8 protein-coding genes and 2 pseudogenes are annotated in these 8,730 nt (G+C 35.1%); 7 read left to right on the plus strand and 3 right to left on the minus strand.

The window, feature by feature from the left end:
* Positions 1-6: 6 nt before the first annotated feature.
* Entirely contained in the window at positions 7-1,803 is a 1,797-nt protein-coding gene (gene lepA / locus E0F76_RS03890; protein ID WP_132001588.1) for a translation elongation factor 4, read from the minus strand.
* A gap of 257 nt (positions 1,804-2,060) precedes the next feature.
* On the opposite strand from lepA, the gene E0F76_RS03895 reads away from it, so the two are divergent.
* Positions 2,061-2,453 (plus strand): hypothetical protein, encoded by a 393-nt coding sequence (locus E0F76_RS03895; protein WP_132001590.1) that lies wholly within the window; start codon positions 2,061-2,063, stop codon positions 2,451-2,453.
* A gap of 230 nt (positions 2,454-2,683) precedes the next feature.
* Here E0F76_RS03895 and E0F76_RS03900 read toward each other — a convergent pair.
* A pseudogene (locus E0F76_RS03900) lies at positions 2,684-3,943 on the minus strand (NAD(P)/FAD-dependent oxidoreductase).
* A 31-nt stretch (positions 3,944-3,974) separates the two neighbouring features.
* Between E0F76_RS03900 and E0F76_RS03905 the strand changes: the two are divergent.
* From E0F76_RS03905 to dusB, 6 genes are all read left to right on the plus strand, one after another.
* The gene (locus E0F76_RS03905) at positions 3,975-4,832 is read left to right on the plus strand and encodes a phytoene desaturase family protein (protein WP_246021974.1); all 858 of its coding nucleotides are present in this window, start codon (positions 3,975-3,977) and stop codon (positions 4,830-4,832) included.
* A 12-nt stretch (positions 4,833-4,844) separates the two neighbouring features.
* On the plus strand, positions 4,845-4,973 hold the full coding sequence (locus tag E0F76_RS19835; protein WP_281275265.1) for a hypothetical protein: 129 nt from the start codon (positions 4,845-4,847) through the stop codon (positions 4,971-4,973).
* A 44-nt stretch (positions 4,974-5,017) separates the two neighbouring features.
* The gene (locus E0F76_RS19550) at positions 5,018-5,434 is read left to right on the plus strand and encodes a C45 family peptidase (protein ID WP_246021975.1); all 417 of its coding nucleotides are present in this window, start codon (positions 5,018-5,020) and stop codon (positions 5,432-5,434) included.
* Between the two features lie 190 nt (positions 5,435-5,624).
* Positions 5,625-5,834 carry a hypothetical protein gene (locus E0F76_RS19555; RefSeq protein WP_246021976.1) on the plus strand — a complete coding sequence of 70 codons (210 nt, stop codon included), beginning with the start codon at positions 5,625-5,627 and terminating at the stop codon, positions 5,832-5,834.
* On the plus strand, positions 5,831-7,129 hold the full coding sequence (locus E0F76_RS03915; RefSeq protein WP_132001592.1) for an AMP-binding protein: 1,299 nt from the start codon (positions 5,831-5,833) through the stop codon (positions 7,127-7,129). The genes E0F76_RS19555 and E0F76_RS03915 overlap by 4 nt, the downstream gene beginning before the upstream one ends.
* A gap of 78 nt (positions 7,130-7,207) precedes the next feature.
* Complete coding sequence (gene dusB, locus E0F76_RS03920) at positions 7,208-8,200, plus strand: tRNA dihydrouridine synthase DusB (protein ID WP_132001594.1); 993 nt, start codon at positions 7,208-7,210, stop codon at positions 8,198-8,200.
* Between the two features lie 258 nt (positions 8,201-8,458).
* Here the strand turns inward: dusB and E0F76_RS19230 are convergent.
* A pseudogene (locus E0F76_RS19230) lies at positions 8,459-8,730 on the minus strand (IS110 family transposase); the annotation flags it as partial.

Below are 8,730 nucleotides of genomic sequence, written 5' to 3' on the forward strand. Positions count from 1 at the left end.
TAACAATTAATCATTCAACTTCAATACCGCCATAAATGCTTCTTGCGGAATCTCTACATTTCCCACTAATCGCATCCGTTTTTTACCTTTTTTCTGTTTCTCCAATAATTTACGTTTACGAGAAATATCACCACCATAACATTTGGCGGTAACGTCTTTACGTAAAGCTTTTATGGTTTCACGCGAAATTACTTTTACTCCAATTGCTGCTTGAACAGGAATATCAAACTGTTGACGAGGAATTAATTCTTTCAATTTCTCACACATTTTTTTACCAATAGTATAGGCATTGTCAACGTGCATCAAGGAAGATAAAGCATCTACAATTGTTGCATTCAATAAGATGTCTACTTTAACCAAATTAGAAGTTCGCATTCCAATAGGCGAATAATCAAAAGAAGCATATCCTTTAGAAACGGTTTTCAAACGGTCATAAAAATCGAATACAATCTCGGCCAAAGGCATGTCAAAAGTCAATTCAACACGTTCTGTAGTCAAGTAAGTTTGATTCGTAATTTGTCCACGTTTTTCGATACACAAACTCATTACATTTCCAACATAATCCGATTTTGTAATAATGGTAGCTTTAATAAAAGGCTCTTCAACATGATCTAAACGCGAAGGTTCAGGCAAGTCCGAAGGGTTGTTTACGATTAGTGCAGTTTCAGGATCTTTTTTGGTAAACGCATTATACGAAACATTGGGAACCGTAGTAATTACCGTCATGTTGAACTCACGTTCTAGACGTTCCTGGATAATTTCCATGTGTAACATTCCTAAGAATCCACAACGAAAACCAAACCCTAAGGCTGCAGAACTTTCTGGTAAAAATACCAAGGAAGCATCGTTCAGTTGTAATTTTTCCATCGAGTTTCTCAACTCTTCATAATCTTCGGTGTCGACAGGGTAAATTCCCGCGAAAACCATTGGTTTCACGTCTTCAAAACCAGTAATTATATTAGTAGTTGGCGTTTTTGCGTCAGTTAGTGTATCACCAACTTTTACTTCTTTCGCTTCTTTAATTCCTGAAATCAAATAACCCACATCACCCGCTGAAATAACTTGTTTGGGAACTTGGTTCAATTTTAATGTCCCAATTTCATCCGCAAAATATTCGTTTCCGGTAGCCATGAATTTTATTTTCTGACCTTTTTTAATTTGTCCGTTTTTCACACGGAAAATCACTTCAATTCCACGGAACGGATTGTAATGTGAGTCGAAAATTAAAGCTTGCAAAGGTTCGTCAACATTCCCTTTTGGAGGTGGAATTTTCTCAATTATAGCGGCCAAAATATTTTCGACACCAAAACCAGTTTTCCCTGATGCATGAATAATATCCTCTAAATCGCAACCCAACAAATCAATGATGTCATCACTTACTTCATCAGGATTTGCAGATGGTAAATCCACTTTATTCAAAACTGGAATAATTTCCAAGTCATTTTCAAGTGCCAAATACAAATTCGAAATCGTTTGTGCTTGAATGCTTTGCGCTGCATCGACAATCAAAAGCGCTCCTTCGCAAGCTGCAATCGAACGAGAAACCTCATACGAAAAATCGACGTGTCCTGGTGTATCAATTAAATTCAGGATGTATTCTTCTCCTTTATAAGTATACTCCATTTGGATGGCGTGACTTTTTATGGTAATCCCACGTTCGCGTTCCAAGTCCATATTGTCTAGCAATTGAGCCTTTTCTTCACGTGCTGTAACCGTTTGAGTCGCCCCTAATAACCGGTCAGCAAGCGTACTTTTTCCGTGGTCAATGTGTGCAATAATGCAAAAATTTCTTATGTGTTTCATTCTTTGTATATGTCTATTTTATGGGCGTGACCACAAGGGTCGGGCTATCCACTATATCTTTTGTTCCGCTATCGCTTCACAAAAGGATGCCGCTTCTACCCCTCACGCGCTCGCAATTAATCTGCAAATATAATTCAAAGTTAATCAGCATCAAAGACAGTGTACGATATAAAAAATAATGAATCTTTTTTATTAAAAATTAACATTAATTATAAATTTTACTTGTAAGTTTTTACATAAAAAAATAAATAAAGCCCATGAAAAAATTAGTGTTATCCGTATTGTTTGTTTGGTCGATGATGTCGGCACAAAACATGGAAGTATTATCTGGAAATTTTAAAAACTTTGAAGGTATTTTGGAATACAATCTAACTTTTGATTATTCAAATTTAAAAGTAGATGATTTTGATACCGAAGAAGCATTCTTGAAGGGTAAAATGACAAAAAGAGAAGAGAAAGGAAAGGTTGAAGATTTTAAAAAGTCTTGGTTTGCAGATAGAGAAGACTGGTACGAACCTAAATTCATAGAATCGTTCAACATACGTTTTGAAAAAGGTGAGATAAAGCTAAATAAAGATTTAAAAACTGCTAAGTATACAATGAACGTTAAAACAACTTGGATTTATCCAGGTTATAATTTTGGCGTATAAAGACAAAATGCTAAAATAAATGCTGTTGTTACAATTTTTGAGTCAGAAAATCCAAATAATGTTTTAGGTTCGGTTCAATATGAAAACGTTCCTGGAAATGGAGCTATGGGATATAATTATAATTCAGGTTATAGAATATCGGAATCGTATGCTAAATTGGCTAAGGAATTGGCTGTTAGTATCAAGAAAAAACAATGAAATAGTTTTGACTAAAAAACAGAAAATCCTAATTAATTAGGGTTTTCTGTTTTCTGATTATTTTCCATCTCAATCATATGCGCCATATTCTTAATTAAATTATGATGCTTTTTTACAAAAGGATTGGTTTCATCCCAAACATATCCTGCTAGAATAGCACATATTTTACTTTTTACTTCTGGATTTTCTGGTTGATGAAAAAATAAAGTTTGCAGGTTTCCGGTGTACCATTCTTTTACATATGTGGTAAAAACGTTAATTCCTTTTTTCATATAGCCCGTAAACTCTTCTTCCCAATCCACAATAATTCCTTGGGCTGCTTTTATATAAAGTTTTGCGGCAAGCATTCCAGATTCAGTTGCAAAAGCAACTCCCTACGAAAAAACAGGATCTAAAAATTCTGAGCTGTTTCCAGTAACCGCAAAACCGTCACCATACATCTGTTTTACGGAACGAGAATAGTTTTCTAATATTATGGGTTCAAACAGAAAGTCAACTCCACCAAAACGATTTATATAATAGTCCGAAAGTTGAATAGCATTCTTTAAAGCTTCTGAATTGTTTTTATTTTCCGAAAGGGAATTGATAAAATCCGTTGGACCTACAACACCTAAACTTGCATTTCCATTAGAAAAAGGAATCACCCATAACCAAACCTGAGTTTCTAGAATATCAAAAGAAATCATCGTACCTTCTTCTCCTTTGGGTCTGTTTATGTCTTTTACATGTGTAAAAATAGAAGAATGAGGATCTAGTTTTGAAGGTGTGTCTAATTCTAAAAGCCTTGGTAGCACTCTTCCATAACCGCTAGAATCAATTACAAATTGAGCATGAATCTCTTTTAGATTGCCTTTTTTGTCTTTTGCAATCGTTTTAGATTTTTTTCCTTCGAAAGAAATAGAAATCACTTCCGATTCGAATTCCAAATCAATTCCTTTCTTAATAATTTCTTGTGCGATGTTATTATCAATATCAGCTCTTGGTACTTGCCAAGTCCAATCCCAACCTTTCGTAAATTTCTTGCTAAAATCAAAAACGCAGACTTCTTCACCTCTTATAAATCGCGCACCAAGTTTTTTTTCAAAATTCATGGATTCAAGACTTTCTAACAATCCTGCTTCTGCAAAATGATCCATCACCCGCGGAATAAGGCTTTCGCCAACAACAAGTCTTGGAAATTTTGTTTTTTCCACAATTTTCACCTTAATGTTATTATTGAAAAGTTGGGCAGCCGAGACACATCCCGAAGGTCCAGCCCCAATGATTAATACATCTACAAACTCCTTTAGCATATTATTATAATATAATTGATTATTGCGTTACATGTGCTATCCTCAAAATAACTGCATTTATGGAGGTGAAGTATATAAACACAAAGAAGTCGTTCAATTTGATGTAGCTGAAAATAGTGTTAGTGCTGTAAAAATGAATGATGGTTCTACAGTTTCGGGCACCACTTTCATCTCAAATTTGGACCCTAAAACTACTTTGAAAATGGTTGGCGTTGATAAGTTTCGGAAGTCTTACTTTAATCGAATTGATAGTTTAGAAGGGGTTATTTCAGCATTTAGTTTGTACATCGTTTTTAAACCAGAAACTTTCAAATATAGGAACCATAATTATTATCATTTTACAAGTAGTGACCATATTTGGACATCACAGGAATATGACGAAGCCTCTTGGCCGAAAGCCTTTATGGCTTCGATGAGCACTACTAAAAAAACAGATGTATGGGCAGATGGGATGACTTTTATAACCTATATAAAATTTGATGATTTAATGCTTTGGGAGCAAACATTTAATACGACCTCCGAAAAAGAGGATAGAGGCGAAAGTTATGAGACTTTTAAAGAGCGTAAAGCAGAAAAATTTCTTCAAACGATTGAGCTTAAATTTCCTGGTTTTAGAAATTGTATAAAGTCAGTTCATGCTTCAACGCCACTTTCGTATAGGGATTACATAGGCGGGTATAAAGGAAATATGTATGGTTATGAGAAAGATTCTAATAATCCCATGAAGTCATTCATTGCTTCAAAAACGAAGCTAAATAATTTATACTTAACAGGACAAAGCATCAATATGCATGGGGTTTTGGGAGTGACCATTGGAGCGGTAGTCACTTGTTCAGAAATTCTAGGGAAAGAATATTTGGTTAATAAAATCAATTCGTCTTTGGAATAAAAATTAGAGTGGATGAGGGAGATTTTTTTTTATGTTTCTATTTTGTGTACAATCGCTTTGGTATATTTTTCTTTTGGAACATCAAAGTCAATGCGTCATAAACCCCAATTGGAGGGGTATAGTAATGCAGTTCCTGTGTAATGAAACAGTCGAATACTGCTTTTTCGTCTGCGAATAATTTCTTGTTGAAAAATAAACAAGACCTTTGGGAATTATATGTCGAAGGAGATCCACTGGAAAGAGGATTGGCTTTTGGGAGTTTATCTGATAGTTTGTTAAAAAGGCAAGAAGGTATTTTTTTTGCTAAAATAAATCAATTATTACCTTCACAATCTAAGCAACGATTGCTTCGTACTTTCTTGAAATGGTACAATAGGGAATTATATCTCAATGTGGCGGAGGATTACAAAACAGAAATCTATGGAATTTCACGATACAGTTCACATGATTTTGATAATATTGCCAGTCCTTATTTAAGGAGTTTGTACTTGCATGGTGCACATGATATTGGGCATGCATTGCAAGATTTAGTATTGGTAGGTTGTTCTTCTTTTGCCGCTTGGGGCGAAAAATCTGAGGATGGAAGTCTAATTATAGGGTGAAATTTTGTTTGTTATGATTTGAATGAAATTTTCAAGAATAGAAATTCAAATGATTCCATAGTTTCATTGGAACAAGAAAATCTAACCATTCCTAAGGATCCTTTTATAGAAACAAAGGAATATAAAAATTATGAATTGTTTCGAATTGAAGATAGGAAAGCGAATATTTTTTTAGAAAAAAAAAGAAGCCATGTCAAGGTCTTTTGTTGAAAATTATCAGTCGTTGAATCTCGATTTCTGGGAAGTGTATTATAAAGTAGGCTTGAATTTTTATCATGAAAGGAAATACACGCTCGCTCAAATACAATTTGAAAAAGCATTAACCAAAGAAATTACAACACTTCCCGAGATAAAAGCAATGGAGAAATATTTAAAAAAAATTAAAAGAAAACTGCAATGATTCCAAAAATAGAAACTGCCTCATTAGCCGAAATAAAATCTTTTCAGGAAAATAAGTTGAAGGAATTGTTGGCTTCGGTTAATGAAAATTCCCCTTTTTACAAAGCACTTTTTAAGAAGGAAAATATCGATCTCTGCAAAATTAATACCTTAGAAGACTTGCAACTATTGCCAGTGACCACTAAGGAAGATTTGCAAAAGTACAACGACGATTTCGTGTGTGTTCCTACCAATAAAATTATTGATTACGCCACAACATCGGGGACTTTAGGGGATCCCGTGACTTTTGGTTTAACCGATGCTGATTTGGATCGATTGGCGTATAATGAAGCGATTTCTTTTGACTGTGCCGGAATAAAAGAAGGGAATGTTGCGCAATTAATGACCACAATCGACAGACGTTTTATGGCTGGATTGGCCTACTTCTTAGGGCTTCGAAAAATGAAAGTCGGTGTTATTCGAGTAGGAGCAGGAATTCCGGAATTGCAGTGGGATTCCATATTAAAATACAAACCCACTTACCGTATTACTGTTCCCTCTTTTTTGTTGAAATTAATTGAATATGCCGAAACACACAATATTGATTACAATAATTCTGGTATAAAGGGAGCAGTTTGCATTGGGGAATCTCTACGAAATCAAGACTTCTCCATGAATACCTTGTCTAAAAAAATTACTGATAAATGGAATATTAAGTTGTTTTCGACGTATGCTTCTACAGAAATGAGTACTGCTTTTACAGAATGCGAGCATTCCATCGGTGGGCATCACCATCCAGAATTAATCATCGTTGAGGTGTTGGACGAAAATAATAAACCAGTAAATAAAGGAGAATCTGGCGAATTGACATTTACTACTTTAGGAATTGAAGCCATACCGTTAGTCCGCTTCAAAACGGGAGATATTGTGCAGTTGCATCACGAACCTTGTAAATGCGGAAGAAATACTTTGAGTGTTGGACCTGTTATTGGACGAAAACAACAAATGATAAAATACAAAGGGACAACTTTATATCCGCCAGCAATGAATGATGTTTTGAATGATTTTCCGACTATTGAAAGCTATATCATAGAAATTTCGAATAACGATTTAGGAACCGATGCCATTCTGATAAAAATTGCTGTAAAGGAACCATCAGATGCTTTTTTGCAACAGCTCAAAGACCATTTTAGAGCCAAGCTTAGGGTGAGCCCAAAAATTGAATTTACTACCAAAGAAATTCTGAATCCATTGATTTATAATCCAATGAGTCGGAAACCAATTCACTTTTTTGACACTAGAAAAAACTCTTTTTAAGAGATAAAATAGGTTTCAATTCTATACTAATAGGATCTATTCGTCTAAATGTTGTAATTTTGCACAAAATTTAAGCAGATGATTAAGATTGGCAACATAGAATTACCGGATTTTCCTTTACTTCTCGCACCTATGGAGGATGTGAGTGATCCGCCATTTCGCAGGTTGTGCAAACAACATGGCGCCGATATGATGTACTCTGAATTTATTTCTTCCGAAGGTTTAATTCGTGACGCTATCAAAAGCCGCATGAAACTAGATATTTTCGATTACGAAAGACCAGTTGGTATTCAGATTTTTGGAGGTGATGAAGAAGCGATGGCCATGTCATCAAAAATCGTTTCGACTGTAAACCCCGATATAATTGATATCAACTTTGGTTGTCCTGTAAAGAAAGTCGTTTGCAAAGGAGCAGGAGCAGGAGTTTTAAAAGATGTTGATTTGATGATTCGTTTGACGCAGGCAGTTATCGATAGTACCCATTTGCCTGTTACTGTTAAGACACGTTTGGGTTGGGATGACAATTCGATTAATATTGATGAGGTTGCGGAGCGTTTGCAAGACATTGGCGTTGCGGCCTTAAGTATTCATGCTCGAACTCGTGCTCAAATGTACAAAGGGCATTCGGACTGGTCGCATATTGCCCGAGTGAAAAACAACCCTAGAATTACGATGCCTATTTTCGGAAACGGCGATATCGATTCTCCCGAAAAAGCATTGCATTATAAAAACGAATATGGTATCGACGGTATCATGATTGGTCGTGCTGCCATTGGTTATCCATGGATTTTTGACGAAATCAAACATTACTTCAAAACAGGAGAACATTTAGAAAAACCTTCTGTTGCTGATAGAGTCGAAGCGGTTCGCAACCACCTCACTTGGGCAATGGAATGGAAAGGACAACGATTAGGAATTGTTGAAACAAGACCTCATTACACCAATTATTTCAAAGGAATTCATTCTTTCAAGCCCTTTAAACAACAATTGGTGACCTTGGATCATCCCGAAGAGTTATTCGCTGTTTTGAATGAAATAGAAGCGGTATATGCTGGATATGAAGTAGTGTGATTTTTGAAAATAAATCGATGGGATTTTTGGAACGGTTTGTTTGGTAAAATAGTACTACACCAATACTAAAACAAAGAACACCTATTCCGTCCCTTCGAGTATTTTAACTTATAATGCCAAAGCTTTATAAGTTAAAATGTATCGAGAAGTTTTCTCTCCAAAATGGTTCTCGATATTATTTTTTAAACTTTACGTTTTTTTAATTTATCAACATTTGTGTGGCTTAAAAAATCACTACCATTGACGTTTTTACATAAATCACTGAATCATAATAAGTTGCATATTTAAGTCTTTAGCTTTTTTGGTTAGAAATCTTATTTGTTGATCCTTTTGTTGTTGTAAATATATTTCCACGCCTTTTTCTACATATTGCATTCCATTATCAAATGTTTTATAATAGAGTTCTGCAATTTTTCTTGCAGTTGCCTTAATTGCTATTGCCGCTCCTCTTCTGGCTTTAAGTTTTCTCGCAAAAGCTCCTAAGCCTGGTTGTTTACTAACTAATAAGCTTTGGGCTGCTTGTTTAAATA

The organism is Flavobacterium cellulosilyticum (assembly GCF_004349355.1).
In the GTDB taxonomy this organism is placed as follows: domain Bacteria; phylum Bacteroidota; class Bacteroidia; order Flavobacteriales; family Flavobacteriaceae; genus Flavobacterium; species Flavobacterium cellulosilyticum.

Bases quoted from the DNA above. Each gene is read 5' to 3' on its own strand.
- E0F76_RS19555 (WP_246021976.1), top strand. From the start codon at position 5,625: ATGTCAAGGTCTTTTGTTGAAAATTATCAGTCGTTGAATCTCGATTTC.
- E0F76_RS03895 (WP_132001590.1), top strand. From the start codon at position 2,061: ATGAAAAAATTAGTGTTATCCGTATTGTTTGTTTGGTCGATGATGTCG.
- dusB (WP_132001594.1), top strand. From the start codon at position 7,208: ATGATTAAGATTGGCAACATAGAATTACCGGATTTTCCTTTACTTCTC.
- E0F76_RS03915 (WP_132001592.1), top strand. From the start codon at position 5,831: ATGATTCCAAAAATAGAAACTGCCTCATTAGCCGAAATAAAATCTTTT.
- lepA (WP_132001588.1), bottom strand. From the start codon at position 1,803: ATGAAACACATAAGAAATTTTTGCATTATTGCACACATTGACCACGGA.
- E0F76_RS19835 (WP_281275265.1), top strand. From the start codon at position 4,845: ATGAGGGAGATTTTTTTTTATGTTTCTATTTTGTGTACAATCGCTTTG.
- E0F76_RS03905 (WP_246021974.1), top strand. From the start codon at position 3,975: ATGTGCTATCCTCAAAATAACTGCATTTATGGAGGTGAAGTATATAAA.